Raw genomic sequence first — 24,998 nt, 5'->3', positions numbered from 1 at the left:
GCCTTTGCGATGAAATCGAGCCAGATCGTTGCGGGTCTGATCGTTGTTGCCGCTGTTGTCTGGATAGGTTCAGGCTTGATGAGTGGCGATCATCCGGCCAAGGATACGGCTGCTTCATCGAAGGCAGCAGCTGAACCTGCCATCTTTCGGGTAGCCGTACAGACAGCTGTCACAGAGGAACATGCGCGGCGTGTAATCTTGTCAGGGCGTACGGAGGCTGACCGTCGGGTGAGTGTGGTTGCGCGCACGAACGGCATTATCGAGCAACTGCCCATCCGCCGCGGCTCTGTGGTGAAGCAGGGGGAGGAGCTGGCCGTGCTCTCTGATGAGGCGCGCAAGGCACAGGTTGAGCAGGCTAAGGCCCGCCTGGAACAGCGCCGGGCGGAGCTGAAGGCGCGGCTGCGTCTTATTGAAACCGGCAATCTGCCTGCCTTGCAGAAGCCGGTGCTCGAAGCTGAACTGAGTGCTGCTGAAGCAGGCTTTGCGCAGGCCGAGGCTGAGCGGGATCGTAATGTCATTCGCGCGCCATTTGATGGTGTGGTGAACGTGCTGCAAGTCCGCGAGGGGCAGGCATTGCAGGTGGGATCAGTCATCGCGGAAGTGGTGGCGTTGCAGCCTATGCTGGCGGTGGTTGAGATTGCTGAGCGTGATCTGGGTGGTGTTAAGGTTGGTGATCCTGCCCATGCAGTGTTCGCGAATGGTGGATCGGCTGAGGGGCGTGTGCGCTTTGTATCTGCGGTGGCCAGCCCTGAGACGCGTACTTACCGGGTGGACATTGAGCTTGATACAAAGGGCGCGGTTATCCCCGATGGCATTACCTGTGAAGTAACGCTGACGTTGGCGCAAATTCAGGCGGCTTCCGTGCCTCGTTCCGCGCTGGTGTTCTCGGCGCAGGGCGAACTTGGTCTGCGCACGGTTGATGATGCTGGCACTGTTGGCTTTGCCTCCGTGAAACTTGCTGAAGATGGGCTGGAGCGCGTGTGGGTCACGGGCCTTCCTGGGGCTGCGCAAGTGATCGTGCAGGGGCAGGATTTTGTGGCCGAGGGGCAGAAGGTTCAAGCTGTTGCAGCCGTTTCCAGCGCCAAGGCCAGGCAAGTTGCTCCGAGCGGGAGCGCTGCTGTGAACTGACGTTCCTTTCGCCTGGAAACGCATACGCCTGACATTGTTTGATCGGACCCGACACATGGCAAACCCCGTTGATTACGCCATCTCCCATTCCCGGCTGACGCTGGCGGTGCTTGTCTTTTTGCTGATCGCAGGCGCGATGTCATACATGGCGATTCCGAAAGAGGCGGAGCCGGACGTCAAGGTGCCGATCGTTTATGTGAACGTTACTCAGCGCGGCATTAGCCCCGAAGACTCCGAACGCCTTATTTTGCGTCCGCTTGAGACGCAGTTAAAGACCGTCAATAATGTTAAGGAAATGCGTGCCGCCGCCTATGAAGGAGGCGGTTATGTGCTGGTGGAGTTCGAGGCAGGCTTTGATTCAGATGCCGCAATGGCAGACGTGCGGGCAAAGGTGGATACAGCCAAAAGCGATCTCCCGCGTGATGCCGATGAACCGCAGGTGCATGAAGTAAACCTGTCGCTGTTTCCCGTGATTGTGGTGGCGCTTGGAGGCGATGTTCCAGAGCGAACATTGCTACGCATGGGGCGCGACACCCAAACCGCTATCGAGCAGATTCCCGGTGTGTTGTCTGCGGACTTGCGGGGCGCGCGGGATGAGGCGGTGGAGATCATCGCTGAACCGATGCAGCTACGCAGCTATGGCATTACGCTTGAGCAACTGGCGAGTTCGTTCTCAACCGGCAATAGTCTGGTTGCCGCTGGTGCGTTGGAGGGGGCTGCCGGGCGTTTTGCCATCAAGGTGCCTTCGCTGATTGAGAAGCCGGAGGATATTTTCACATTCCCGGTTGCGGCTTCGCGTGCGGCCTCTGTAACCCTTGGTGATATTGCCGAGGTGCGGCCTACATTCAAGGATCCTACCTCGATCACACGCATCAATGGCAGTTCCGCGATTACACTGGAAGTCGTCAAGCGCACGGGCGCCAACCTGATTGAGACAGTTGATGCTGTCAAAAAGGTTGTGACAGAGTTGCAGAAAACCTGGCCTGATACTGTAAGTGTGACGTTCACGCAGGATAAATCTACCGAGATCCGCTCGATGCTGCATGAGCTGCAGAACAGCGTCATTACGGCAGTGCTGCTCGTTGTGATCATCATGCTGTTGGCGCTTGGCGGGCGGGCGTCGATATTTATCGGTATTGCTATCCCTGCGTCGTTCCTCGCGGGCATTCTGGGGCTGTATCTGGCGGGGCTCACTGTCAATATCGTGGTGTTGTTTTCGCTGATTCTGGCGGTTGGCATGCTGGTCGATGATGCGATTATCGTTTCGGAATTTGCTGAACGGCGCATGGTTGAGGGCATGCCTCCCAAGGCTGCATACTCCTTGGCTGCAAAGCGCATGTCGGGGCCGGTGATTGCGGCGACCTTGACGCGTATCGCAGCCTTCTCGCCGTTGATGTTCTGGCCCGGTATCGTTGGCGAGTTCATGAAGTATCTGCCACTGACATTGATCGCGACGCTATCGGCATCTCTTATTGTGGCGCTGTTCTTTACGCCAACGCTGGGGGCCATGCTGGGTGCGCCCACCCATGTGCAGGATGAGCGCATGGAAGAGCGCGGACTGTATATGCGTATTGTCAGACTTGCACTGCGCCATCCCGGTGCAACATTAGGATTGGCAGTTGCGCTGCTGGTTGGGGTTGTTGGGGCTTATGGGCGGTTTGGGAACGGGATTGAATTCTTTCCCTCTGTTGAGCCGGATTATGGGCTGGTGCAGGTGCGCGCACGTGGCAATCTTTCGATTACTGAAAAAGATCAGCTTGTGCGAGAGGTCGAGCAGCGTCTTGCAGGCATGCCAGAACTGGAGACGATTTACGCACGTGCCGGGGAGGGCCAGAAGGGCTCAAACGAAGTTACGGAAGATACCATCGGCACGGTGCAGTTTGAGTTTGTGGATTGGCGCGAACGGCGTAAGGCGCATGAGATCCTTGCTGATATTCGTAAGAAAACCAGTGATATCCCAGGTGTTGTGATCGAAGTGACCGAGCCGCGCGCTGGTCCATCGACAGGAAAACCTATTACCCTGGAAATTTCAGGCACTGACCCGGCTGCCATTTTCGCGACAGCCCGAAAGGCCGGGGCTGCCTTGCGGGCGCGCAGCGATACGCGCGATGTTGACGATGGCTTGCCGCTGCCAGGTATTGATTGGCGCTTGACGGTTGATAAGGCAGAGGCTGCCAAATTCGGCATCAATCCGATGACGGTCGGCACCGCCGTGCAGCTTGTTACAAATGGCGTGAAAGTGGCGGAATATCGGCCCTCAGATACGGATAAATCGGTCGATATTCTGGTTCGCTTTCCAGAAGCGCGCCGCAATCTCAACGAGCTTGATAATTTACGCATTAACACAACCCAGGGGGCTGTGCCGGTTAGCAGCTTCGTTACCCGCACGCCAGAGCAACGTGTCAGCCTGATTAATCGGGTGGACGGTCGGCGGGTCGTGACTGTAACGGCCAACGTGGCGGAGGGCGTGCAATCCGCTTTGGTTCAGAAGGCCGTCATGGATGAAATGTCGCGCGCCGATCTGCCGCCCGGTGTGACCTTTCAGCTGAAGGGTGAGGACGAGGAGCGGGAAAAAGCAGGTGCATTTCTTGTCAGTGCATTCGGCGCCGCGATGTTCCTGATCTTCGCTATCCTACTGGCACAGTTTAATAAATTCACCAGCGTATTCCTGGTTCTCACGGCAGTGGTGCTCTCGACCATCGGTGTCTTGATCGGGCTGATGGTCATGGGGCAAGCGTTTGGTGTGGTGATGACGGGTATCGGTATCATCGCAAATGCAGGCGTGATCGTGAACAACAACATCGTACTGATTGACACCTATGACCGGCTGCGGCGTGAGGGTGTTGAGGCGTATGATGCCATTCTCGAAACCTGCCGCGAGCGTGCGCGGCCTGTGGTGCTCACGGCAGTTACGGCGTTGTTGGGTGTGCTGGCGATTGCCTTTGGCATCAACCTCGATTTTGTCGCGCGCACGGTTGATATCGGCGCACCATCCACGCAATGGTGGACGCATCTTGCAACTGCAATCGTGTTCGGCCTTGGCTTTGCGACAATTCTAACACTGATCGTCACGCCGGCTTCGCTGATGGCGCTTGAGAATATTGCGCAATGGCAAAAGAAGAGACTCGCGAGAAAATCTGGCGCCCCTTCTCCTGTATCTTTGTAAGACAGGATTTAATCTGAATGCAGAAAGGAAGGGAGAAGTGTGCCTTTCCTTTTTATTTAAGTATTTAAAAACAGAAACTTACGTAGTAAGCCGCCTGCAGTTGAGGTGGTAATGACGGGTGTCCATCGGACTGGTTCTAATTGTCTATAGATTTAGTTAGAATTATTGCGTGAACGCATTACATGGCCTATATCTTTATGAACACCTTGTGCGGGGGTAGTAAGATGTGTGCATGTTTTATGAAGACGCGGAGTTAATTAAGTGTCTGATAACGTGAATGTTCTTGCCTTTCCTGCTGGAAAAAGGTCTTCTGAGGTCAGTGGTTCTGCCAATAGCGGAGAGACAGTGGATCCGGCCCTTTTCAAACAGGGGATGCGTCGTTTAGCGGCGGGCGTCACCATTATTGCGACAGATATTGGCGGTGCACGGCATGGGATCGTGGCAACGGCAGTAAGCTCGGTTTCAGCTGATCCACCGACGCTATTGGTGTGCGTATCAGAAGCGGCTTCTGCACATGCTTTCATTGGTCAGGCTGGTTTTTTCAGCGTCAACGTTTTGCATGCCGATGATCAGGCCTTGGCGGAGCACTTCGCGAATCCCGCAAAAAGGGCGCAACGCTTTGATCTGGGAGAATGGTCGAGGTTAACGACGGGGGCACCTATTTTGCTGAGCGCGTTGGCAAGTTTCGACTGCCGCCTCACTCAAAAGGCGCGGGTAGGTAGCCATACGGTATTCTTTGGCCAGGTTGAGCACTTGTATCTGCGTGAGGGAGCAGTCGATCCGCTGCTTTTCTGGAATGGTGCTTATAGGCGAGGCCATACGGAGTCTTTCTAACGCCGTTTCCGCTTATCCCTTCAAGCGGCGCTGTTGTTCGCTTCGGTCTTGCATCATATCGTCTTCGTCTTCTTCCATGCTGTTGAGTTCATCCAGCACGGTATGCAGCGTAAAAACTGCCTGGGAGACGAGAACAGCTAATCCAAAAAGCAGCTTTATTTTCTGCTTGGCAGGACGCAACGCTGCACGGATTTTGCTTAAAAGCGATTTCTTCATGCCCATATTAAGCAGGTAAGTTTGTATTGCCGCTTCATCCTTGGATTGGCGTTGTGTTGAGGTGCCAAGCTGGGTTGCCTGTTCTGCTTGTTGCGCCAGAAGTCTGCGCGCTTGTGCCTCGTTAATTTGCTTTGGCATTTCGAACGGACGTGCAGCAGGCCAACCGGGAATCATTGCAGCATTAAGAATGGCCGCGTCCATTCCCTGCATACGACCCATGAGTTGCTCATGACCGAGCGCATTGAGCATGCCATCCCTCGGTCTTTCCAATCGGGTGTGATTCAGTAATTCCTCAAGTGATGCCTGCCCAAGAGATGTCTGGGATGAATTGGGCTGGCTTGTTGATGCTTGTGCAAATCGCCCTTCCGGTCGCCCGGAAGTTTGCGTGCCTTTTTCTGCTGGTGATTCGCTTGAGAGAGCTGTTTCGGCGCTGAGATGAGCTGCTTTCTCATTGAAACGAGCTGCATCCCTTGTGGAAAACTGTGCATAAGCCTCCCGCTTACTCTCTTCAGCGGACTTGGCCTCCGCCTGTGCATAAGAGGGGATAAGTGCAGTTATTTTTCGCTTTTCGGCTGATAACTGGTCATTCGCTTGCTGGTTCTTCACAGCGGATGCATCCGGAAACGCATCAGCTTCATCAGCGCTCTGAACGGATGTGCCAGCTTGTCTGGCTGCATTCCGCGCGAGCGAAGCTAGAACTGCTGCCTGCCCGGCCTGCTGGTTAGCTTCCTGGGCATTTAATGTAGATGCGCTCTGCGCCAGTGCGGCAGATTGGCTGGCAGAAGCCCCTTTAACCATAGAGGCCAGATAGCTTGTGGCCAGTTTAGTCAAAGAATCCGCATTAGAGGCAACAGATTCACCCGGAAGACGTAAGCCAGCCAGCGTTTGTGACGCCAAGTTTGCGCCATTTTGCGCAGGACGAGCATCGGGCAAGGCTGCTTTTCCAGCGGCAGCCACACCATTCTTTGTGCCGGCAGATGCCGCTTCTTTGACGGTCGCCTGTTCGTCAGGTGAGGTAATCGTGTGATCTTCGGCGGACTCAAGTGACGAACCCGCAATGTTTCCCGCAATCAGCCTGTTTGCGATGCCTGCTGCCAGCGCGGTGTAAGCTTGAACGATTCCACCAATGTTCATAGCTGGTTACCCGGTTAGAGGAGCGTGAGGGAGCATGGGCACCGTATCCAATAATGGCTCCTCGGGAGGTGCGGGCGAGCGTTCAAGCTCAACAGCAACGCGCAATCGCTCAACTTCATGGACTATCCGGCTATCTATCTCGGCCGTTGCTCTTTCATCATATGCGCGAAGGGCTATGCGGCCTTGCTCCCACTGCTTCTGATGCAGCGCAAGTTCAAGAATGTGAAAATATGGAACAGCCCAATCAGGACGTAGCCGCGCGGCAGATTCAAAAGCCTGCAATGCGCGAGAGGATTGGTGCGTCATGCGTAAGCAGACGCCATAACCAATCCAGAAATCAGCATCTTCATCTTTCAGGAAGCATAGCGCGCGGAAAAGTGGCTCCGCCCTATCGATGCGCCCCAGGCTGAACCAGCTATGCGCCCGCGCATAAATGCTCTCAACAACGGCATCAGGAATTGCCAGCGCCTGTCCAAGGCTTTGCCCCTGTACCAGACGATCAAATACCGGCGCACCATCAATGCCAAGAGAGCCAGTAACATCCTTGAAAAGGTTGCCCATCAGCGCAACCTCATCGTCATTCAGGCCCAGAGATTGGCCAAGCGGCGTTGTGGCCGCTGATTCTTTCGGGAAAGGGGTGGCGTTTGTTGATTTGCTCATCATACTTCCCTGAAATCGAATATTTTATCGCAATAATCAGCTGGCAGACAGAGGCTCCTGGTTTTCTGAAGCAGCGCTCTCACCGTCATCGCTCTTTTTGCGCTCAAGGATCAGCCCAATGCGCCCAATCATGCGTTCGCTGTCGCTTGCGATGGCTTCATTGCCTGTTTGCTGCGCCAGCCGAAGAGCGTCAGTAAAATCCTCGATTGCGGCTTCATACTCCTCCAGCCCGATACATGCATGGGCTGAGAAGTGATATCCTTCCGGGCTTTCAGGCCAAAACGCAATGATTGCGGATGCTGCCTGCAGCGCCACAGCATGCTGGCCAATCTTCAGCGCGCAGGCTGCAAGCCCCTGCTGGAAGCGCGGTTCATTCGGATCGCAGAGCACGAGCGTTGCGTAGGTGCGCAAGGCACCTTCCTCATCGCCACGTTGCAGCATTTTAGCGGCAATAGACAAACCCGGAAGCAGATGCTCGACTTCAAGGCCCATCACTTCACGTATGGACGTCTTTTCAGGCGCTTTTTCCCCTTCAGGAAAATCAGCATTATCAGCATCTAATGTCGTCATATCCACGCCTTTCTAAGCGCTACAATGCAACTTGCATCTTGCAAGATGCAAAAAGTATAACCTTTTATGCTCTGAAAACAAATTCCATTTCATCAGAGTCACCAACAGGGTTGCCTGGCTCAAAGGGGTTATGAGCATGCCATCCGTTGCCAGTAAGTATGTTTCTAACCGCCTCCGTAATGACAATTAATTCGTTAAGGCTGTCTTTTAGTTTATTTATACTGATTTCTGATCTTGGTACGTTTAGTTCTGTGGCAACAAATTCTTGCCCTTTTTCATTCTTTAGACAAATCAAGACGCTATGGCTGCGGAGAATACTTAAACTGCCTTGTAGCAGTTTGCGGGTTTTCTCCTCGCGATCCGGGCCGGGGCCAGGAAGGGCGCCGATTAATGCGCTTAACGTCAGGCTATTACCGTTGTCGGTGATTTGAATGGCATAACCTTCAAATTCAATCGCAGCCAAACGCGTTGATAAAACCGGCTCGCCCAGGTTAAGCGCGGTGCAAAGCTGTGTGATGATGTCGCGAAAGCCATTCATTGTAAGGCTATCCGGATTGTGTTGCACAAAACGACTGATCAGATTCGTTAAATTATAGCACCAGAAGCTCTTCTTGGCCAAATAGGCGCTGCCCTGGCAGGGCTTGATACAATTTTGGCAAGTGTTGTGCCAAAAAAGCTTTCCTTAACAGCATTAGCTGCTAATTTATGCGCCAATGTCATAAAGAATCACCTTCTGAGTTGGTGTTGTCAGTTGTGATTGTTCTGGCAGTTGTTTAATCACACAGAATAGAGAAAGCTTTAAGCGCTCCCGGCAAAGGCCTTGGCCGCATAAGATGCTATAGAAAATAGCTGAGATATTGTCGAGTGCCTTAAAAACGGCTCATTTTGAAGTGAGTTTAACCCAGTAAATCAACATTTCGCGCGCTGTATTTATCTTCAGTCATGATTTGGCTTGTTTAAGCAAGTATTTGCTTGGATAATACTTTGAGAAGCATAAGCCGTTATTCATGAAATATTGCCGCAATAAAAATATGAGGGAACAATGACTGCTTACGATCCACACATTCCGCTTATTCAGGATACTGGCGTTTATTATTCTCTGAATGATCAGGCGCAGCCGAATACGCCGCAGCCGGTGAAGGATGTTAGCGGGCAGCTCCCGCCTCTGTATCAAGCTGTGCTTCAAGCGGGTAATGGGCAGCATGGAAACCCTCTTCCGCAGAATACACGTGTACACCCCATGCCTCAGGGAGCGCACAATTTTGCGCAGCAGTATACAGCCCAGCAAACGCCGAATGCGCCGCTGTTAGGGGAGCTCTCCACCTCTTCGAAAGGAAGAGACGAGGTTGTGATTAATGTAGCACCTCATGCGCAAATGCAGGATCCTGCTCCTAAAAGTGTACTGCCTTATTTCAGTAGGTATGGATCATTGGATCCAATCGCTCCCCCGAACCGTGCAAGGATTGAGGAATATAAGAGAAAGATCGAGCTTCTCCTTTGTAGATACTTTGATAAGAGTGCCACAAAAGCAGCTAATATTGTTAAGTATCTTCCTACTGAAAAGCTGGAGTTGCATTTACCGGCCAGGGAAGTTCAGTGGTACGATTCATCTGAATGGTTGCCAGAGCAAGTAATTATTTATCAGCCAGAGGATATATTAAAGCGTATTTATGAAGGTATGTTATGGTGCAAGGATGATAAAGATAACAAGTCAATAGGACTTTATGCTTTACTACATTTTGAAGGCTGGCAGCCCTCAGATACCAAGGATGAGCGTCTTCGCATGCGCGCTTTAATGCTTCTTACATGCGCATGGATATATCCGACGAACAAAAATGATTTAGCTTTGATCATACTTAGGGACTATGTTAAGGGACGTTATGATTGTCTACTCAAGCAACATTTTGGAGGGTCCTATGGTGCTATACTTAATAAATATACTAAAGACCCTTTAGAGAGGGATGCTTATAACGTTGCTAAGCAGAAAATGAAGGCAGATATTGATAAAGAAATAAAAACCTGCAAAAATTTTCTTGATTCTTCTATTGTAAGAGAAATTATAAATGAGAGAAATAAAATTGAGGGTAAGCCGCTGATAGAAGAAGTATCAGAAGAAAGTAGAGGTACGGATTTGGCAGCTTTATTTGTTCTTCCAAGAGTGCTAGAGATATTTGAATTTTAGTACTAAAAAATATTATAAATATAAATAATAAAGCCCGCATCTTTAGATGCGGGCTTTATTTTCAGATTATGTTTATTGGTTATTATGCATTCTTTGCGATGTTCGCTTTCACTTGGTCCTGTGTATCGCGGACTTCGCGATAGGACTGGAGAAGTGCCTCTACCATGCTTTTTAGCTGGTTCAGATATTGCACCATTACTTCCTTGGAAGCATTTTCTGCCTGTGCGTTGGCTTGCTTTTCTTGTCCGTCTGCTTCATCTTTTTTGGCAAAAGAGTTAAGAAGGCCCTCACCAAAACGCCCCAATGCTTGTCCACCCTGGTCTATTGATCGACCATAACCAGAAAGCTTCACGGATGTCTGATGCAGAATATCAGTTTCTGCTTTTAATCTGTTGGACTCCCCTTTAAATCCACCCCGTTCTAGCTTTAGCGCCTCCTGATCCACATCAGTCGCGGTCTTTGTCTTCTCGAGATTTTTCTTAAAATCTCTAGAAACACCCTTAAGCTCCTCAACTTTCTCCCCGGCAGCAAGATTTTGCTTTGAAGCTTTCAATGTGAAAAAGCCTGAAGCGACGAGAGATACACCTGTCACGATTAGCTGGGTAATTGCGCCCCACATCAGTTTAGTGGCGGCATCTCTGGTTTTCTGGGCGGCAGCCTTTAGCTCTGAAACAGCTCCCAGAACGCGATTTTTGATCATTTCAATCGCAGCGCCACGCTCAAGGTTGGTAACCTCTGTGAGCAGGGCAAGCAGGTCTTTGACGCGCTTGGGGAAATTGGCAATATCCACCCCGCTATTATTGACCTTCTCGCTAATTGCTATGGAAAGAGACAATACGTTGTCGTATTTCTCAGCATCGGAAAGCGTCTTTTCCGCCATAACCTGCGATACTTTGTCCATAAACGCATCGATGCTATCATAAAGCTCCGCTTGCGCCTGCAACTGGTCGATGGTCTCGGAAAGCATTTCCAGACCACGCGTCAGCCTGGCCTCATCCCCTGGCTGAACTTCATTGGCTGATAAGTAAATATCAAAATTGAAGTTGCTATTTTTAAAGTGTTTAGCCAGAGATGAGGTTTGCGCACCACCGGTTGTCGCCGCGCTGCCGGCACCCGCCGTTTTTGTGGTATTGCCTGATCGACGCAGCTCGAAGTGATTATCAGTGCCAAAGGTGGAATTATAATTGTGAATTTGAATGTCTGACATTTCTGCACCTTTAAAAAAGCGGTTTGTTTTTTTAAGCTTTAATCTTGATATTCATGACGACAGCTTGCTTCGTCTTGATGGCTTCATAAGCTTGATCTTTGAGGTTTTCGATGGATTGTTCAACGCCAATCAATTGTTTCAGCGCGCGCTGAATAAACTCATTCATCGCCTCCATTATAGCTTCAAAATCCTTGATGCCTGCATTTTTCTTCTGCAGTGAGGACTGACTAAGGGTAGCATCTGCGCTTGTTGCCGTAGCGGTTGCTGTCACAACGGCCTGCGCGGCCCCCATGCCAATTTCAAGCCACGTTGCCGTTGTTTTACCCGCGGTTTGTGACACCGTGCTGGCTGCAGTGGTTGCGGCGGAGCTTGCCGAACTGACAGCAGAAGAAGTAGCAGAGCCAGCCGCAGACCCGGCAGCTGCGGCAGTGCCGGCAGCAGAAGTGCCCGAAGAAAACAGTGACACAATACCTGGGCCAGCTGATGCAGCGGCTGCAATGACTGCTAGACCAATCGAGAAGCCCATATCAAAGTATTGGTTGTTCCATATATTGGCAGCTATGGATTTGCCTGTGCCTTGTTTCACAGCCTCATTCACAGCCATTGTAACGCCAACTGCAATCACGATCGCACCTAATGGATTTCCCGTTGCCATCATTACAGCACCGGCGATTATGGTTGCGATAGCACTAAACCAGCCCGCAATTTTGGAGAAAAGCTTGGCAATGCCGCTTTTCTTTTCTGCCTTTTTCCGCGCGGCTTCAGCTTCATCCTGCTTTTTCTGAAGTTCTTTCAGGTCGGATTTGCGCTGACCCGTTGATGCTTCAATGCCCATTGATTGCACTTTGCTCTGTGTTTCTTTAAGAGCTTCCGCAATCTGCATCAGCATTAGGTCTGTATCTTCTTGTCCCTCAGGCAGAATTTCCCGAATAGCTGCAAATAATGCCTGAATCTGTTGCGCATTAAGCGTCAAACTGTCTTGTTCTTTCTCCGTAGCGGAAGGAACAGCGCCGTTCTGCCCGCTAACGCCATAAGCGGCAGTAGACGTCTTGGTTGTCGTTCCAGTAGACTTGGTCTGTTCCGTACCCAGGCCAGAGCCGATAGTGGTGGATACTGCATTAGTCACGGACATATGAATGTCTCCTTAGAACGTGCAATAGATGAAATCGATAATGCTATTTCGCCCTTATAGGGCAACGGCACTATCCCTCTGCTCTAATTGAGATAACATTGTTTTAGCTTGCTGTTGCGTCAACGTATCGCCTGCTTCAGTTGCAAGACTAAGTGCGCCAGTGATGTATTCGCGTGCTTCAGCGATATGATCATCACCAAGCAAGCATTCGCCGATGCGCAGATATCCACGTGGCTCCATTGCTTTCAGCATGATGTAGCGCATGTAGAGCAAACCGGCATCATAGTAGCACCCTTTCATCTGCAGGATGCTTGCCAGCGTGTATACAGCGCGATCTTCATTGGGATCTAGCGCCATAACAAGCATCAGCGTGTCGCATGCGGCAGGTATGGAGCCGGCTTTAAGTTCATTATGGGCTTTGACCAGTAAGGCATCGATGTGCTCAGGGCCTAAACCTTTTAGGGATGCAAGGCTGGGACCTCCAAAAAACTGAGCCAGGTAATCCTTTTGGAACTCGGTTTCTGACAGCGCACTAATTTTTTCCTGGAAAGCAGAGGACTGCTTTTCCTTCCACAGTTGAAGCACTTCAGGTGGGATTGTTGGTGCATCCAGAAAGGTCATTCAAAACTCCCAGAAACCCCATGGCCCAAGCAGTGGGAAGGGATTGAACCCGGTTTGGCCGAGTCGTTTATTCAGATTGCATCCCATATTCAGGATGCAAGGGCGGACCAAGAGGTGAGTAGCTTCTCGAATGAGGCACAAACACAATCCTCTCATAGGTTTGAATGTAACAGTTGTGGGAATGTGTCTCTGTGCTGTAAATGACAAGGGGCATCTTAATTTAGCCCGTTTTGAAGATTTTAGCGTGATTATTTGATTATTTACGCCCGTGTATCCACGTTTTCACTCAGGCGTTTCATGGCCGCTTGTGCCGTGGCGCAGGTAGGAATCAAGTGCATCATCTGCGCTATCGTGCATGTCGAGCTGATACAAACTGCGCGCCTTCAGATACCGACGCATGCGCTGCTGCAAGGTGGGCTGATATGAACCAAAACGCTCTATCGGATCGGCGTGGTCTAATTCCTCAAGGGCGGCGAGGGTGGCTGTCCAGTCTCGCATAAGAAAACGCGTAACAGTGCGGGCCAGCAACACATCTATGCTTGAATCACCCATTAGAAAGAGTGCGTCTGCAAGAATGCGCGCTCGGTCAATGTAGCCATATTTAACAAATACAAAGATATTCAGCAGGAGAAAGTCGCGCTCCTTGCGGCGGATTGCGGTCGGGCGGGGGACTTTACCGACAATGACATTGCTCATCCGCGATATAACGTGGCCAAAGACGCACGCACCTCTTCATCAAGCAGTTCGTTTTGATCAATCAGCGATAAGGCACGCTCCAGGGTGGCTTTCTGCAGGCCATTTGCACGGCTGGCGAAATCAGCTAGCAAGGTGCGTGTATCCACGCGCACTTCCATGAGCATGGCGGGCTGGGTCAGATCAGGGTCAATCGTCGCAGGTTGCAGCAGATCTGGCAGGCGCTCATCAAGTGTTGGGCGATTCAGAACATCGTGCAGTGGGCGATTGACCGGAAAATAGGTTGGCGCACGCGGCCCACCCTCTGGCAGATGAAGGTCGTCATCAACCCGCCAACGTGAGATTGACTCAAGGCCAACATCCAGTTCCTTGATGTGAGAGACCATAGCACCCTGCAAATCTGTTGGAAAATATCAATATATGCAGTATCCAAACTGCATATACGATTAACTTCTTCCAACTGTATCAGATGGAAGGCTTTACCAAAAGCCCATTCGTGCGAGTGCCTGGATAGCTTCATACATTTTCGTATTTACCTGAGATGCAAATTGGCTAATACGTGCCTTTTCTTTCTCTATTCCATTCGCTTTGTTGGATTTATCCTGAATTTCCTGTCCAATAATGCCAACAGAATCTTTAAGCTGGGAAGCATACTGGCTCCACTCAATCAGCTGCTTGGTGTTTGCTTTGCCCTCTGCAGTGAAGGCATCAATGCGCGGCCGTGTGATGTTGCGCAACTTTTCAATGGGATGGAGCGGGGCAAGAGCGTTTGCTGCGCCAGCGTTCGTCTGGAACATGGAAATTGCAAGTGTCGTTTCGGCTGTGTATTTCGTAATGTTATCAGGTTTCCGCAGGCCAAGATATTGCGTATCTCCATTGATCTTCATTGTTACACCAAGGCCTGATTGAGCCTCAGAGTAGCTTTTAATCAGATCATTCTGTTGGCGGACCTCTTCCGAAATACAAGCCAATTCTGCTTCTGCAATTATATTATAGTAAAGCTGAAGCTGGAAGAGTAGTTGAGGCCCATCCATGGAAAGTGGATTGTCGGGATCGGGATTATTAAGTTTGGCAATGAGAGCAGCTTTTTCTTTTTCAGCAGCTATGCGGCGCTCTTCTTGCATAATAAAGTTGTCAAAGCCGGCCTTAACGGTAACATTCATATCAAGGCTGATAAGGTTCACATAGGCCGTGGGGCCATCATTATCGCCTCCAGATCGCCCGCCGGGCGTTCCAACAAGCTTTACTGCAGCTGAAGGGTCATTAATATCGGAGGCGTGTACCGGCAGGTCTCCAAATGCAAGCGCTCGTTCAAAACGCTCTGTAATAGCTGCCAGCTTATCATCAATTTGAGCTTTGTTATATACAGCAAGATCAGTATTCAATGATTGCTTGATAATCTCTAGTTGATCAGTGAATAGCTTTAGATGGTCAGTCGTGAAAAACCCGACTCGATCATAAAGATTCTGTGGAGCTGTGTTGTCGCCAGGAATAGATACAGTAACGGTTGGAATACGGTCCTGAAATGCCTTGTTTATAGCAGCCAGCCGGGAATCGATTTCAGTTTCAATGTCTGCCTTTGTAGCATCAAGACCGAGTGTCAACTTGAGCAGCTGGAAGGCAGGTGTTTTGGAAATCGCAAGCTGATCTAGGTAAGGCATATTAAAAAACCGAGACTTATCCAGTTTTTCAACTATATAAACAGTTTTGCCATCAGCTGACAGGACAGCTGTCAAGATCGGGTTAGAACTGGTGTCTTTATATGTTAGCGAATACGTGCCGTTTGTATAGGTGCCGGATAGCATCAAAAGCGCTCTCTGGTCAGCAGAATGCATCGCTGAGAACTGATCAATTGAAGGAATAGCGCCTGCAATATAAGGAATAGGCTCGCCAACGGGGATGTATGTCGGTTGAATTTTCGCAATATCCGTTAAATCAACAGTCTTCGGCAATTTCTCCTGAAGAGGCTGTAAATAGGTAATATTATCAATAACAATCTTTTGGTAGAAACGTGTAGTCGCGGCCATTCCCAGTAATGCCTGAGCCTCCGAGAGTTTGGAGAAGGATATGAGATTGGCTCCCAGCTCTTCTATTGTGAGCTCGGTGGCTGAGGTAGATGTAGCCAGAAGTGGCGATACAAATAGTGACGACAAAGACTTCAGGCCAGCGCCCGAATCGTTTACACCAGTATCCAAAGGCGCATTATTACTGGTGTCATCGCTCCTCTCTGCAGTCAGTGCTTCCTGCGCTAAATCAGCATCGCTGCTGCTTGGCGTGATAAGTGATGTTGACATGATGCCTGCAAGGGGGGCGTTAATGGCCATCGGGGATCTCCTACCTCAAAGCTTCATCATGACCCGCGGGCCACGTGCAGAGGTGCTTTCTACAAAACGGGAAGATGCGCTCTCCTGCATCAACTCATGAATGCGGGCTAGTAGCAGATCACACTGTCGGGATATTTCCTCCATGTCCGCAGCTAGAGCGATATCCCGGAAAATGGATTGAGCAACAACGTCATAAGCAAGCAATGGCGAGGCATGCAACTGCTGAAGCTGGTTGCTCAGCTGTTGCATCTGAAGCAACCACTCACTGTCACCCGTATTCGCATTGAGAGCACTGAAGCTCCACGTTTGCTGTGTGTGGTCCGTTCTTCTGTTCATGCGATGCTCGCTATGCAGTTAACTGCTTTACAAAACATTATAAGCTGCGGCCTATGGCCATGATAGCTTCATTCAGTTTTGAAAGCGTATTGGAGGCCATATCAGTGTAACGGCCTTTATCTTTCTCAAAACCACTTATTTTATTGAGCACGTTTTGGGTTTCCTGACCAATCAAATTCACTGTTTCAGACAGCTGATTGCCGTATTGCTGCCAGGTGGCGACATCTAATTTCTGAGGCCAGCCATAACCAAATTCTGGATCGTTGCTCTTGTTCGGTTTTAGTCCGGTAATTTTAAGATATGGTCTTGATATTCCACGCATTTTCTCAATAGGGTGTAATGGGGCTTTGCCTCCTAGTGAGGCATTATCAGTCTGGAACATGGCTATCCGTTTTAATACGTCATCACCGCTTGTAGCCCGATCAAGAAAATATCTAGGTACATCACCCCAATATCTAGGTACCCATTTTTCATCGTTGATTGGTACCTTACGGTTTGTATCATTCCCCTGATTGCGGGGGTTTTTTTCGGGGCCATAGTTGTTAGCGACAAAGAAAGCCTTTTTATTAATAGATATAGTTTGGCTTATGAGTTGCTGAGCTTTGGAGTAGCTATTCAAGAGGTCGTTCTGCTGACGTAACTCTTCCGATGCGCAAGCTATATTAGCGTCTGACTCAATATTATAGTGTATCTGAAGTCGATACAGTAATGTTGGAGCGTCAAGCATCAAGTTATTATTACTTATGTCCTTAACAAGATCTCGGCGGCTCTTGGCATTCTCATGATAGATTTTTTCTTGCGCAATAAATTTATCAAAGCCCTCTTTAACAGTCTTATTGTCATCCGCGCTAAGAAGATATGGGTAGCCGGCTATTTGGCCGCGCATATCAAGACCATGTGATGTTTCATACTTTGTGCCAGACGTCTGTGTTATAAATCTGGCCATCTCAGATGGGTTGTTAGAGACGGTGGCCGGAGAGGTGGATGTTACGAAAGCTGGTATATTGCCAAATGCGAGTGCGCGCGTGAATCGCTCCCCAATTGCTCCTATTTTATCATTGATAGCTGTCATGTTGAAAACAGCCATATCGTTTGATATTTCTTCTTTTATAAGATCAAGTTGCTTTTTAAACAGATCTCTATGCTCTGTGGTAAAGTATCCTTTTTGAGTTATTGATGCTTCACCGGTTACTGATTCAAATCTACCAGGAGAGACTTCTAAACCGAAGACAATTGTAGGGGGTATATACTTATATAAATTCCTAGGTGCGTCTGTAAACTCACTATTTATCTTGTCTATTGCTGCTTGTACAGCTGCCACTGCAGTAGCTGTTGAAGTGATAAGGCCAAGCTTGGCGGCTATACCCGAAGGGCCACTAAATGCAGCTGTTTTAGAAATTGCATATTGATCATCAAATGGCATGAATGAGAAGTCACGTGTTTGCAACTTATCAACGATATATGCCTTCTTTCCATCCTGCGAGAGTATGGCAGTAACCGCTGGTTCATTACCAGAAGCTGAATAAACAAGTTCAATATAAGTCATGCTGCCGGTTTTCGGCGCTGTATAGCTCACAGTTTTCGAGGTGCCTTTTAAGGCTACGAGAGCATTTTGCTCAGCTGTATGCAGCTTAAGAAACTCACTGGCTGTGGGTAGGGTGGCTGTGAACGCAATGCTATCGCCCGCACTTTCGAACTCAAGTTCATTAGCATCCATCTTGCTGTAGTTAATGTCAGATGAACGCTTTGCCTTAAGTGGCTCCAGATAAGTAACCCCTCCTACGACCACTTTGCGGAAATACACCGTTTCAACGTCTGCCCCTGCCCACTTCTTGGCTTCTGCAAGCGTCGAAAAAGTGATGAGGTCCGCGCCCAGATCTGCCAGCGTATAGGTAGTTGAAGACGACAATGCCTGCATCCCAAAAACGCCAAGCGAATTGAAACCCATGGTTTTAAATTCGGGCGTCAGGTCAGGCAGTATGCTCGTAACGGATGCAGAGACCTCTTCGCTCCCCACTTCCAGCTCAGGAACTGATTGCGCCACAAGCGGATTGTTGACTGATTCAACACCCATATCATTTCTCCCATCTAACTAGCGTTTATTATAGTGTGACCAATAGGAAGCAACCTGTGTCGTTCAGCACAGAGCCGGTTAGAAGATTATGGAAGTTTTGCTTCTAAATTGTCAGGGCTATATGGGGTTATGCATTGCTGGAGCAAAAAACAATTGGTCAGCGTGATATTCAGCACAGAGGGCTTTGGATATAGGTATCAATATGTCTCCAGTATGAGGCCGCTATAGCTAGTGGCTGTCCCCCAAAAATCTGGCAATGCCAGGTTAGGGAATAGCGAAACTGGAGAGAATGATGGCAATCGAAAATGTTTCTGGTGGCGGTCTTCAGCCCTTTTCACTTGAGGAAGCTCAAGGAACATCCACAGTTAGCAATGACGGTGGAACATCAATTGCGCTGCCTTCTTATCTCTCTTTGAGTGATCTTGATTTTTCCCCTTCTGCAACAGGTGTACTGGGCATTCGTATGCCGTTGAGTGATGGGATTGTGAGTGATGAGCTACTCCTTGCGTTGACGGAGAATGAAAATCTTCTACGCAAAAACAAGAAGCACGGTCAGGATAGTGACACTGGGCTTGTTGGTGCGGCGCTTAAGGATGAGGCTACGGCAATACGCGCACTCCATACGGTTATTATGGCTACTGAGGATGCTGAGAAGAAAAAGGAAACAGAGGTTGCAATGCGGGCCTCTACACAAAATGCGCTCACAGCAGAGCTCACCAAGCAGGCAACGCTTGCGGGGCAAATCAGCAATCTGCAGTCTGAGATTAATGTTTTATCTGCTCAAATCTTGATGACTCCTGAAGACCAGCGCGCTCCGCTTATCGCACAGCTCAATGCAAAGCAGTCGAGCCTAAGTAACCTTTCCGCTCAAAAAGCAGTAGTGGATCAGAATGTTAATAACATGCAAGGCAGCCTTGCTGAAAGCAATGCTATAATTACTGATCTTGAAGGGCAGCTCGTTAGTCTCTCGGATCAATATGAAGTAATAGCAGACACCCAAGTGCAGCTTCGGGGGGGGGCTGATTTAATTGTTAATGAAAGAGGTTCCTCTGCACGTTTAGACTCAGAAGAAAATGTCAATAATTCAGCGCGTCTTCAGGAATTGCTGAAACAATTGCTCAAAGGTGTACCGCTGCAATTCTGGAATGAGTCAAATCGTGAACGCGTCATGAAAACCGAGCAAACGCAAGAGAGCAAGGAGCCTGGCGAGGAAGATATGGGCCAGTTTGCAGCTTATACTATTGCGCGCAGTGATCCGGGGGATGTCATAAGCAATCCAGTAACAGTTACCAACCGTGAGCTGGATACACAGAGTGCTGATCGCGCATATAATGCTACGGTAATGCTCATGTCCAATATCATGGATGTGCTGAAGACGCTGGATATTGAGCTAAAAATGGCTAATCAACAAGTAGCTAAAGGCAATGTACAAACGGGTAAGGTTTTGATAAGCCTGACTTGATATAAATATATCCAGGATATCATGCGTCGGAATTGACATTTTTCGGCGCATGATTGACATTATTGTCAGTGGTATGGCGGCTTCGTTGCGGAGACAGCGTTTAATATGACCCGTTTTCTGCAGCTATTGTCGAAGCGCAGTGATTTGGTACTTGCGTTCTTGTTGGTAGCGATCGTCTTTATGATGATCTTGCCGCTGCCAACCGATCTCATCGACATGCTGATCGGTTTGAACCTTGCGCTTGCCGCCATTCTTCTTATGGCGTCGATGTATATCAAGGACGTCGTTCAGCTTTCCTCATTTCCATCGATATTGCTGCTCACGACGCTGTTTCGTCTGGCTTTGTCGATCAGTACAACGCGTCTGATTTTGATCCAGGCCGATGCCGGACATATCGTTGAGGCGTTCGGTGAATTTGTGGTTGGCGGTAATCTTGTTGTTGGTCTGGTGGTGTTTCTTATCCTCACCATCGTCAACTTCATGGTTATCACCAAGGGCTCTGAACGCGTTGCTGAAGTCTCGGCGCGCTTCTCTCTCGATTCGATGCCAGGCAAGCAGATGTCGATCGACTCTGATATGCGCGCAGGCATGATCGAGCTTGACGAGGCAAAGCGCCGGCGAAACAAGCTGGAAAAGGAAAGCCAGCTTTATGGTGCCATGGACGGCGCCATGAAATTCGTTAAGGGTGATGCGGTTGCGGGCCTTATCATCACTGCGATTAACCTGATTGGTGGTATCTGTATCGGTGTGTTGCAACGTGGCATGCCGATGAACGAGGCCATGTCTCGCTATTCGCTGCTGACCATTGGTGACGGCCTGGTGCAGCAAATCCCTGCATTGTTTGTGTCGATTACGGCAGGTTTTATTGTTACCCGTGTTTCGTCTGATGAAAATTCGGACCTTGGTAGCGATATCGTTTCCCAGTTGGGTAGTGAGCCGCGTGCGTTGCTGATTACAGCAGGTATTCTTGGCATCTTTGCCATTGTTCCAGGCTTTCCGACAGTTGTCTTCACACTTCTTGCGGGTGCTACGGGCCTTGCAGGCTTTTTCATGACGCGCAAAAATAAACGCGCCAGTAACAAGTCATCATCTTCACATGACATGCCTTCACTTGCACCAGCTTTGGCGCAGGCGGGACAGATGCCGTCTTTCCCGGCTGAAGGTGAAAAGGAAGACAATACACCTATTGAGGTGGTTAATTTCGCGCTGACAGTGCCGTTGATCGTGGATATCGCATCAAGTGTACGGCACTCCATTCGCCCTGAAAAGCTTGATCGCGAAGTTGCGAAAGTGCGTCGTGCACTATACTTCGATCTCGGCGTACCATTTCCAGGTATCAATCTGCGCCTGAATGATAATCTTCGTGATGGCGAGTATCGCATTCTCGTAAATGAGGTGCTGATTGCGGGCGGTGTAGCGCGTCCGGGTTATGTCATGGTTCGCGAAAGCGAAGAGAACCTGCGGATGTTTGACATCCCGGTTGAGCGTGGTGATGACTTTCTGCCTCGCACGCCCAGCCTCTGGGTAGCCAATAAGCATGTACCTCTACTGGAACGCGCCAGCATCCAGATGATGACGCTTTCGACCATGATGACCTATCATCTGGCCCATGTTCTAAAAACAAATGCCTCTGAATTCATTGGTATTCAGGAAACGATGTTCCTGATGAACCAGATGCAGAAAAACTTTGCCGAGCTGGTGCGTGAAGCAACACGACTTTTGCCGATCATTACCATTACTGATGTTATGCAACGTCTTGTCGGTGAGGAAATATCGATCCGCGATATGCGTACCATTCTTGAGGCGCTCGTTAACTGGGGGCAACGAGAGAAAGATCCGATTGTACTTACGGAGCATGTGCGCGGCGCATTGAGCCGCTATATCACGCAGAAATTCTCATCAGGCCAGAGCATCATTCCTGCTTATCTCATTTCCAAAGAGGTGGAGGATGTCGTACGCGGCGCGGTGAGGCAGACGAATGGTGCATCATATCTTGCGCTCTCACCCGATATCCACCGGAAGCTGATCAGCACAATGAAGGGTGTCATCGGTGATGTCAGCAAGCACACAACATCACCGGTTATTATGGCGCCGATGGATATTCGCCGCTTTTTACGCAAGATTATTGAACGCGATTTCCCCGATATGCCTGTACTGTCCTATCAAGAGCTGACGGCCAGTGCGAACGTGCAGCCGCTTGATCGCATCAAGCTGCAAGGACAATTGGGCGCAGCATGAGCCGGGCTTCAGGAGCTTCGGGCGTGGGTGAAGGTGCGACATTGGCCGGCGGACGAAGCTCAGATTACGGCAAATTTTTCATTTATATGGTTTGCCTTGGCGTGTCGTTTGGGCTGTTTCTGGCTGTACGTGGGCCAGGTAGCGGTACAGTATTCTGGGCGCTTTCGGGGCTTGCCATGCTTGGCATTGTCATGGGTGCGCTTGCGCCAAATGCGCTTGGCATATTGGGTGGAGTAATCCCGCAAGCAGCTGTTGGCCTTGCCATCGCCTTGGCACTTATGAATGCGCTGGAGCATGTCACTTTTATTTGGCCGGCAGCGTTAGTGCTGCTTTTCGCCAGCCGCGTTCTTGCTGAGCTTGCGGATTTGCGATTGACGTTGGCTTGGCGTGCACCATTGCGCGCGCATCCGCCGGCTGCTGCGCAATCTCTTGGTGCAGCATTGGCTTTGGGCGGATTCCTGGCCTTGGCGTTTGAGCAATTATTAGCTTTTCTACTGATGACTCCTGACATGCGGCTTGCTCTCAGCGATGGCGGCAAATCCGTTGGAGGGATCGTTATTGATGCATTACGCGGAGACACTATTGTTCATCGGGCATTGGTGTATCTTTTTTTTGTAGTGGTGGCCTTTATTGCGGATGCATGGCGTTTGTATCTGCGTGATAGGCGTATGCTCATGCTGTTTGGCCAGCGCTTGCGCGAGGAGGCAGAACCGGGGACCTCGCCTGTTTATTCTCAAGATGCGTTGGCAGGTGCTCTAGGTCTGGCTTTGGCGCAAAACCCAGGCAGCTGGTCACTTCTTGCGTGCCGCAATATCGTTGATGCAGGTCGTATGGATAATCGGTCTGACCTACCGGCGTTTCGTGCCGCGACAGAGTTTCACTATGCCTCTCGCAGATTTATGAAGGGGCTCATACCGCTGCTGCCACTACTGGGCTTTGTTGGCACGGTAATCGGGCTATCGATTACCCTTTCACAATTGCCACACGACACAAGCCAGGCAGGACGTGCCGCGCTTGATATCAGTGCCAGCCTTGGGGGGCTTGCAATCAAATTCCAGACGACACTCCTGGGTCTTGCTGGTGGCATGATAGCTTCGACCGCAATTAACCTGCTGGAAAAAGCCGAGACAGAGCTTCTGGCTGAATGTGCCCTGCTCGTTTCTGCTGTTTCGCGAGCACCTGTCGAGGTGAAGCGTGTGGGGGAATAGTTCGCGCAAAGATGATGAGGATGAAGCCGTAGGCGCGGTTTCGTTCGATCCTTTTGCGGATCTATTGCTGGGTTTAATCGCGATTGTTGTGCCGATTATTGGTTTGCTGCTAGCGAGCGGTAATGGATTATCCGACCACATCGAAAAAGCTCAGCCTGCGCCACCAGTTGAAGAGTCGTTCGTGATTGTTGCAGACGCACGAGGATTGAGTGTGCCAAATGGTTTGGGAGATGGTGCACTATATGAGATCCCCGTTGGGGCTATTCTCGATGATGAAAACTTGGCCCGGACACTGCGTGAACGCCGCGATAATGCGGAGCCTGTCTCTCTGCGAATTGAAGCCAATGGCCTTGAGAGCGCCTTTCTGTTTGAGGCTGTGGCAGCTCAACATGGGCCTGCAAGCATCTTTCAAACGCGGATTGGTGCTTTACCATGATCGGTTGGAAGTTCGAATTCGGCACGCTATCTGATTTATCAGCGACAATTTTTTCAGTGTTTCTATTGCTGCTTGTGCTCTTGCTTGATACCGCTCTCAATCCTCAATCTGCTTCCAGTGGGGCTGAGGCTATTGAGCGCGTGCCATTGGGAGCAGGCGCGATGGCTGATCTGCTTTATCAACGGCGATTGTCCGCATCAGGTACCCGCATTGATATTATGTCTGATCGATTAGTTGTTACAGCTTCTCCGGCCGCATCAGGGAATCCGTTGGCTTCTGTCCAGAATGCAAGTGAGGTTCCGATGACAACGCATGATCTGCAAGCGCTGTTAAGGGAAGGGCAGGGACCAGACCCTATAAGCCTGTATGTCTTCGCTAATGATCTTTACCAGGATGTGGCCAATGTATTGCATAATCAAGGACGAAGTTGGCGGGAGATATCAGTGCCCTCTGCATTGAAGCAGAACGGTCAAGGCGAATGGGTAAATGCCTTCCGCGTTCTCCTTGATAGGCCCACAGCAAAGGGGGTTTTTATTGGAGAATTAGCAGAAATTCTGGGCGGTGGAGCGAAGAATACCAGAGGCAATTCATTGCAACCTGGGAGCTTTGCAAGCTCGCAATACAACTCGCTTTACGAGCGCATTTCTTATTCCCTGCGCTCATTGTGGACAGATTTACCAATCGCTGCTATTATTAATATATTGATTGGCTTGTGCGGCGTGTGTGTTGTCGTATGGGTCGAAAAAAGATTTCGCTCTGCCCTTCCACGTTTGTAGATACCGCTTTGTAAGGAAGGTCAGAAGCAGATTTAGTTAAGGAGTAGGATTGATGTCGAACGTCGCGCTTAATCCAGTTTCACTGGCAGATACGTATTCAGTGCCGACGGTTTATGCCCCAAATCCAGTGGCGCTGAACACGGCATTACAGTCTGGAACGAATGGCTTTGATGCAAATCCGTCGCTTCAAACCCTTACACCCGCAGTCCAGACACTTACAGCTGAAGCAAGCGCCAGTTTTGCAGAACCGCTTTCCAGTGGTAACAGCGGCCAAATGGCAGGCTTTCTGTCATATCTAAACCAAGGCCCCACTATGCATGCCGAGTCTGGAAGCATGAATAATTTGTCGGCGTTATTCGGACCTTGATGCTCCTGTGCTAATTTTAAATGTTTCCGGGCCGCACATAAGTGCGGCCTTTTTCATATGCAATATGCCAATATTCTAAATATAGCGCGGTTCCTTGATGCTTAAACGCAGGTTGCCCTGGTGAAAATTATCAGGTCCTGAACCAAAGAAGCGCCGCTTGCTTGATCATATGCAGATGCGGCGCTCATCTCTTGGGCTGTGTATCGAGTTTATCAAAAAGCGGTAGTTGCTTTC

The 24,998-nt window shown here is 49.9% G+C and carries 22 protein-coding genes; 10 read left to right on the top strand and 12 right to left on the bottom strand.

The genetic code is table 11. From position 1 onward, the window contains the following. The first annotated feature begins 9 nt into the window (after positions 1–9). The 3 genes from VRZ32_RS04280 (at position 10) to VRZ32_RS04270 (ending at position 5,128) form a co-directional block, all read left to right on the top strand. Complete coding sequence (locus VRZ32_RS04280; protein WP_414524458.1) at positions 10–1,128, top strand: efflux RND transporter periplasmic adaptor subunit; 1,119 nt, start codon at positions 10–12, stop codon at positions 1,126–1,128. Between the two features lie 55 nt (positions 1,129–1,183). Further along, a complete protein-coding gene (locus VRZ32_RS04275) occupies positions 1,184–4,294 on the top strand; it encodes an efflux RND transporter permease subunit (RefSeq protein ID WP_414524457.1) in 3,111 nt (1,036 codons plus the stop codon). Between the two features lie 261 nt (positions 4,295–4,555). Beyond that, a complete protein-coding gene (locus tag VRZ32_RS04270; protein ID WP_414524456.1) occupies positions 4,556–5,128 on the top strand; it encodes a flavin reductase family protein in 573 nt (190 codons plus the stop codon). 12 nt (positions 5,129–5,140) lie between these two features. Here VRZ32_RS04270 and VRZ32_RS04265 read toward each other — a convergent pair whose 3' ends face one another. The 4 genes from VRZ32_RS04265 to VRZ32_RS04250 all read right to left on the bottom strand — a co-directional run bounded on the left by VRZ32_RS04265 (position 5,141) and on the right by VRZ32_RS04250 (position 8,246). After that, a complete protein-coding gene (locus VRZ32_RS04265) occupies positions 5,141–6,478 on the bottom strand; it encodes a hypothetical protein (protein ID WP_414524455.1) in 1,338 nt (445 codons plus the stop codon). A gap of 6 nt (positions 6,479–6,484) precedes the next feature. Then, positions 6,485–7,138 carry a hypothetical protein gene (locus VRZ32_RS04260; protein ID WP_414524454.1) on the bottom strand — a complete coding sequence of 218 codons (654 nt, stop codon included), beginning with the start codon at positions 7,136–7,138 and terminating at the stop codon, positions 6,485–6,487. A 36-nt stretch (positions 7,139–7,174) separates the two neighbouring features. After that, entirely contained in the window at positions 7,175–7,708 is a 534-nt protein-coding gene (locus VRZ32_RS04255; protein ID WP_414524453.1) for a hypothetical protein, read from the bottom strand. 64 nt (positions 7,709–7,772) lie between these two features. Beyond that, the gene (locus VRZ32_RS04250; RefSeq protein ID WP_414524452.1) at positions 7,773–8,246 is read right to left on the bottom strand and encodes a CesT family type III secretion system chaperone; all 474 of its coding nucleotides are present in this window, start codon (positions 8,244–8,246) and stop codon (positions 7,773–7,775) included. A gap of 504 nt (positions 8,247–8,750) precedes the next feature. Between VRZ32_RS04250 and VRZ32_RS04245 the strand changes: the two genes are divergently transcribed. Further along, a complete protein-coding gene (locus tag VRZ32_RS04245) occupies positions 8,751–9,890 on the top strand; it encodes a hypothetical protein (RefSeq protein ID WP_414524451.1) in 1,140 nt (379 codons plus the stop codon). 82 nt (positions 9,891–9,972) lie between these two features. On the opposite strand, the gene VRZ32_RS04240 is transcribed toward VRZ32_RS04245, so the two are convergent. The 8 genes from VRZ32_RS04240 to VRZ32_RS04205 all read right to left on the bottom strand — a co-directional run bounded on the left by VRZ32_RS04240 (position 9,973) and on the right by VRZ32_RS04205 (position 18,277). Continuing rightward, on the bottom strand, positions 9,973–11,097 hold the full coding sequence (locus tag VRZ32_RS04240) for a hypothetical protein (protein ID WP_414524450.1): 1,125 nt from the start codon (positions 11,095–11,097) through the stop codon (positions 9,973–9,975). A gap of 31 nt (positions 11,098–11,128) precedes the next feature. Continuing rightward, complete coding sequence (gene sctE, locus VRZ32_RS04235; protein WP_414524449.1) at positions 11,129–12,229, bottom strand: type III secretion system translocon subunit SctE; 1,101 nt, start codon at positions 12,227–12,229, stop codon at positions 11,129–11,131. 54 nt (positions 12,230–12,283) lie between these two features. Beyond that, positions 12,284–12,850 carry a hypothetical protein gene (locus VRZ32_RS04230; protein ID WP_414524448.1) on the bottom strand — a complete coding sequence of 189 codons (567 nt, stop codon included), beginning with the start codon at positions 12,848–12,850 and terminating at the stop codon, positions 12,284–12,286. Between the two features lie 282 nt (positions 12,851–13,132). After that, complete coding sequence (locus tag VRZ32_RS04225) at positions 13,133–13,546, bottom strand: hypothetical protein (protein ID WP_414524447.1); 414 nt, start codon at positions 13,544–13,546, stop codon at positions 13,133–13,135. Then, positions 13,543–13,929: a hypothetical protein gene (locus VRZ32_RS04220; protein WP_414524446.1), complete on the bottom strand. Its 387-nt coding sequence runs from the start codon at positions 13,927–13,929 to the stop codon at positions 13,543–13,545. The genes VRZ32_RS04225 and VRZ32_RS04220 overlap by 4 nt, the downstream gene beginning before the upstream one ends. Positions 13,930–14,022: 93 nt before the next feature. Beyond that, positions 14,023–15,867 (bottom strand): hypothetical protein, encoded by a 1,845-nt coding sequence (locus VRZ32_RS04215; RefSeq protein WP_414524445.1) that lies wholly within the window; start codon positions 15,865–15,867, stop codon positions 14,023–14,025. Between the two features lie 15 nt (positions 15,868–15,882). After that, on the bottom strand, positions 15,883–16,203 hold the full coding sequence (locus tag VRZ32_RS04210) for a hypothetical protein (RefSeq protein ID WP_414524444.1): 321 nt from the start codon (positions 16,201–16,203) through the stop codon (positions 15,883–15,885). 37 nt (positions 16,204–16,240) lie between these two features. Further along, positions 16,241–18,277: a hypothetical protein gene (locus VRZ32_RS04205; protein WP_414524443.1), complete on the bottom strand. Its 2,037-nt coding sequence runs from the start codon at positions 18,275–18,277 to the stop codon at positions 16,241–16,243. A gap of 292 nt (positions 18,278–18,569) precedes the next feature. On the opposite strand from VRZ32_RS04205, the gene VRZ32_RS04200 reads away from it, so the two are divergent. The 6 genes from VRZ32_RS04200 (at position 18,570) to VRZ32_RS04175 (ending at position 24,764) form a co-directional block, all read left to right on the top strand. After that, positions 18,570–19,739, top strand: coding sequence for a hypothetical protein (locus VRZ32_RS04200; protein WP_414524442.1), 1,170 nt, complete (start codon positions 18,570–18,572; stop codon positions 19,737–19,739). A gap of 105 nt (positions 19,740–19,844) precedes the next feature. After that, positions 19,845–21,977 (top strand): type III secretion system export apparatus subunit SctV, encoded by a 2,133-nt coding sequence (gene sctV / locus VRZ32_RS04195; RefSeq protein ID WP_414524441.1) that lies wholly within the window; start codon positions 19,845–19,847, stop codon positions 21,975–21,977. Next, complete coding sequence (locus tag VRZ32_RS04190) at positions 21,974–23,185, top strand: MotA/TolQ/ExbB proton channel family protein (protein ID WP_414524440.1); 1,212 nt, start codon at positions 21,974–21,976, stop codon at positions 23,183–23,185. The genes sctV and VRZ32_RS04190 overlap by 4 nt, the downstream gene beginning before the upstream one ends. Next, a complete protein-coding gene (locus VRZ32_RS04185; RefSeq protein ID WP_414524439.1) occupies positions 23,172–23,621 on the top strand; it encodes a hypothetical protein in 450 nt (149 codons plus the stop codon). The genes VRZ32_RS04190 and VRZ32_RS04185 overlap by 14 nt, the downstream gene beginning before the upstream one ends. Positions 23,622–23,782: 161 nt before the next feature. After that, the gene (locus VRZ32_RS04180) at positions 23,783–24,397 is read left to right on the top strand and encodes a hypothetical protein (protein WP_414524438.1); all 615 of its coding nucleotides are present in this window, start codon (positions 23,783–23,785) and stop codon (positions 24,395–24,397) included. Between the two features lie 52 nt (positions 24,398–24,449). After that, positions 24,450–24,764 carry a hypothetical protein gene (locus VRZ32_RS04175; RefSeq protein ID WP_414524437.1) on the top strand — a complete coding sequence of 105 codons (315 nt, stop codon included), beginning with the start codon at positions 24,450–24,452 and terminating at the stop codon, positions 24,762–24,764. The last annotated feature ends 234 nt before the right edge of the window (positions 24,765–24,998 follow it).

This window comes from Pseudochelatococcus sp. G4_1912, assembly GCF_047501465.1.
GTDB lineage: Bacteria > Pseudomonadota > Alphaproteobacteria > Rhizobiales > Beijerinckiaceae > Pseudochelatococcus.
This window is presented reverse-complemented; position numbering and strand designations above follow the sequence as displayed.

Bases quoted from the DNA above. Each gene is read 5' to 3' on its own strand.
- VRZ32_RS04280 (WP_414524458.1), top strand. From the start codon at position 10: ATGAAATCGAGCCAGATCGTTGCGGGTCTGATCGTTGTTGCCGCTGTT.
- VRZ32_RS04275 (WP_414524457.1), top strand. From the start codon at position 1,184: ATGGCAAACCCCGTTGATTACGCCATCTCCCATTCCCGGCTGACGCTG.
- VRZ32_RS04265 (WP_414524455.1), bottom strand. From the start codon at position 6,478: ATGAACATTGGTGGAATCGTTCAAGCTTACACCGCGCTGGCAGCAGGC.
- VRZ32_RS04260 (WP_414524454.1), bottom strand. From the start codon at position 7,138: ATGAGCAAATCAACAAACGCCACCCCTTTCCCGAAAGAATCAGCGGCC.
- VRZ32_RS04255 (WP_414524453.1), bottom strand. From the start codon at position 7,708: ATGACGACATTAGATGCTGATAATGCTGATTTTCCTGAAGGGGAAAAA.
- VRZ32_RS04250 (WP_414524452.1), bottom strand. From the start codon at position 8,246: ATGAATGGCTTTCGCGACATCATCACACAGCTTTGCACCGCGCTTAAC.
- VRZ32_RS04245 (WP_414524451.1), top strand. From the start codon at position 8,751: ATGACTGCTTACGATCCACACATTCCGCTTATTCAGGATACTGGCGTT.
- VRZ32_RS04240 (WP_414524450.1), bottom strand. From the start codon at position 11,097: ATGTCAGACATTCAAATTCACAATTATAATTCCACCTTTGGCACTGAT.
- sctE (WP_414524449.1), bottom strand. From the start codon at position 12,229: ATGTCCGTGACTAATGCAGTATCCACCACTATCGGCTCTGGCCTGGGT.
- VRZ32_RS04230 (WP_414524448.1), bottom strand. From the start codon at position 12,850: ATGACCTTTCTGGATGCACCAACAATCCCACCTGAAGTGCTTCAACTG.
- VRZ32_RS04225 (WP_414524447.1), bottom strand. From the start codon at position 13,546: ATGAGCAATGTCATTGTCGGTAAAGTCCCCCGCCCGACCGCAATCCGC.
- VRZ32_RS04220 (WP_414524446.1), bottom strand. From the start codon at position 13,929: ATGGTCTCTCACATCAAGGAACTGGATGTTGGCCTTGAGTCAATCTCA.
- VRZ32_RS04215 (WP_414524445.1), bottom strand. From the start codon at position 15,867: ATGGCCATTAACGCCCCCCTTGCAGGCATCATGTCAACATCACTTATC.
- VRZ32_RS04210 (WP_414524444.1), bottom strand. From the start codon at position 16,203: ATGAACAGAAGAACGGACCACACACAGCAAACGTGGAGCTTCAGTGCT.
- VRZ32_RS04205 (WP_414524443.1), bottom strand. From the start codon at position 18,277: ATGGGTGTTGAATCAGTCAACAATCCGCTTGTGGCGCAATCAGTTCCT.
- VRZ32_RS04200 (WP_414524442.1), top strand. From the start codon at position 18,570: ATGGCAATCGAAAATGTTTCTGGTGGCGGTCTTCAGCCCTTTTCACTT.
- sctV (WP_414524441.1), top strand. From the start codon at position 19,845: ATGACCCGTTTTCTGCAGCTATTGTCGAAGCGCAGTGATTTGGTACTT.
- VRZ32_RS04190 (WP_414524440.1), top strand. From the start codon at position 21,974: ATGAGCCGGGCTTCAGGAGCTTCGGGCGTGGGTGAAGGTGCGACATTG.
- VRZ32_RS04180 (WP_414524438.1), top strand. From the start codon at position 23,783: ATGGCTGATCTGCTTTATCAACGGCGATTGTCCGCATCAGGTACCCGC.
- VRZ32_RS04175 (WP_414524437.1), top strand. From the start codon at position 24,450: ATGTCGAACGTCGCGCTTAATCCAGTTTCACTGGCAGATACGTATTCA.